The sequence below is a fragment of the Pseudomonas sp. SDO5591_S426 genome (genome assembly GCF_054070755.1).
Genome location: NZ_JBSVXD010000369.1, coordinates 1 through 2462, shown reverse-complemented (window position 1 = coordinate 2462; position 2462 = coordinate 1). Strand labels below are relative to the sequence as shown.

Sequence of the window (2462 nt, the reverse complement as noted above, 5' to 3'; positions counted from 1 at the left end):
CAGGGATATTGTCCAGTTTCCCGCGTTACTGCGTCACACAGCGCGTAGTGGTAGTGACTCGCGTCACCTCGCCGTTTTCGCCACGCACATCCCCCATCACATCGGTTTTATCCATAGGGTCCTGGCAGGTGCGCACGGGAGGTGGCGGCGGCGCGGCGGGAGGTGGCGGCGGCGGACTGGCACAGCCACCGAGAATCGCCACGCAGAATGCCAGCGACACACATGTACAAACGCGTTTCCCAAGAGTTTTCATAGGTTGACCCGCGATAAGTGAACGACACATTTTTTGTGACAACAGAACCGGCGTGCAAAATCCTCACACCTGTCATAAAAAAATATCGAAGGAACACTTATAGCGAAATCATTGAGCAATGCCCTGAAAATCTGGCAGTTCTTACATCACCGAATCAGGGCGATGCAGGGTATTGCTCTCCAGTTCATAGCGCAGTTCCTCGATCAGCGCAGCGGCCGCATCGGTTGACTGCAGCTTCGCCATGTTCAAGCCACTGACCACCAGATCCACCTGCCCCGACACCGGGTGGTAGAGCTTCACGGTCAACGAATGATCGCCGGTGATGCTGCAGTCACAGGCTCGAGGTGAAAAACTGCTTTCGATCAGCATTCGCAGCTGTGCCAGCGTCATCATTGCGATTGACCCCGGCGGCGTGAAACACCGTATTGCACATTCATCAGGCGGTTCCTTCAGCGGTTTCGTAGGGGCATCCAGGCGATCCGCAGATACCTGTCGCACCGTTCCAGCCTAAGAACCGCCCCACCCGAGCAACACACTAAATTGCACCCCGATCATTAGTGCATTTGCACCTTACCGCTGGCCCTTGGATCGCCCTGCGCCGGAAAACAGACCGCGCTCCCGCGCCCAGACAATCGCCTCGCTTCGGCTGTGCACATCCAACTTGGAATACACCGTCGCCACATGATTGCGCACCGTGTTCGGAGCCAGTTTGAGCCGTGCGGCGATTTCCTTGTCGGCCAGGCCTTCGCAGATCAGGCCCAGTACATCGCGCTCCCGGGCCGTCAAATCGGTGAAGGACACGCTGGGCAATTGTGGTGAGTTGACGTTTTTCACGTTGGCGAGCTTTTCGATCAGCGTACGACTGAACCACGAGGCGTCTTTCATCACCTCTTCAATCGCCGACACCAGTTCCAGCTCGGTTCGCTTGCGCTCGGTGATGTCCATCAACACCAGCAGGTAGCAGGGGTAATCCTGAATATTCACTGTGTCCGCCGACACGGCACAATCGATCAACCCAGCGTCCTTTTTGCGCACCCGCACATCGATGCGATCCAGGCTTCCGGTCTTCTCGAGCGCTGCGAACAGCCGGGTTCTGGCACCTTTGTCATCGATAAAATCGATCTGCGCGATGCTTTCGCCGAGGACCTCTTCGCTAGGATAACCGAGGGTATCGAGGAACGCTTCATTGACATCCAGCACCAACTGATCGCCCGCCCCGCAAACCAGAATCGGCACCGGCGACAGGCGGAACGCCTTGGCAAAGCGTTCCTCGCTTTGGCGCAGAGCCATTTCGGCCTTGTGTCGTGGCTCCATGTCGACGAAGGAAAACAGCATGCAAGCCTCGTCGTTGAGTTCCAGCGGCTGACCGGCGACGATCACTTGTTTGCTACCACCGTCGGCCATGCGCAACTCGGCCTGCATCTGCGGGATGGTCGTGCCTTCGCGCAAGCGTTGCTTGGCCAGGTCCTTGTTTTCGGCCTGTTCCAGCACGTCCAGTTCATAGGTGGACGTGCCGATCACCTGATCGCGGGCATAACCGGTCATCTCGAGGAAGCCGGGATTGACCTTGATGTAGCGCAAATCGCTGAGGCGACAGATCACCGCCGGCGCCGGATTGGCGGCGAAGGTTTTCTCGAAACGCTGCTCGGCGCTGGCCCAATCGGTAACGTCGTCCATGATCAGCACCAGCGATTCCGGCTCGTCACGGCTGTCGGCCAACACCAGGCTGCGCACTCTGTGGAACCAGGTGCGCTCGTCTTCACCTGCCAAGGAGGTGACCTGCACCAGCACGTCACTGAAGGTCTCGCCCCGCGCGACTCGATTGACGGGATAGCTGTCGGCGGGCACCACATGATTATTGCGATAGCGCAGGGCAAAGCGCTTGGCATAGGCCTTGGCATCTGCGCCCAGATCGCTGACCCGCTCGACGCCGTGCATGGCCAGCGCTGCGTCATTGGCCCAGAGAATGCTCTGGTCGGGGTCGAGCACAATCACCCCGTCGGACAGACCGGCGATGATCTGCTGCAACTGGCGGCGGTTGGTTTCGGTGGTCAGGACGTCCTGGCTCATTACAACTCCACATGGGCGAAGGGCTTGTGAAGTTTACGACCGCCAGGCTTTGCGTTCGTGCGAAGAACTCTGTAGGAGCGAGCCTGCTCGCGAAGAACGTCCAGATAACGCCGTTATTCAGACAGGGCGCGTTATCGTT

At 58.5% G+C, this 2462-nt stretch carries 2 protein-coding genes; both read right to left on the bottom strand.

Annotated features, from left to right (window positions below):
* Positions 1-394: 394 nt before the first annotated feature.
* On the bottom strand, positions 395-646 hold the full coding sequence (locus ACW9JC_RS30015) for a DUF1652 domain-containing protein (protein WP_457459582.1): 252 nt from the start codon (positions 644-646) through the stop codon (positions 395-397).
* A gap of 177 nt (positions 647-823) precedes the next feature.
* A complete protein-coding gene (locus ACW9JC_RS30010; protein ID WP_457459580.1) occupies positions 824-2323 on the bottom strand; it encodes a helix-turn-helix transcriptional regulator in 1500 nt (499 codons plus the stop codon).
* Between the last annotated feature and the right edge of the window lie 139 nt (positions 2324-2462).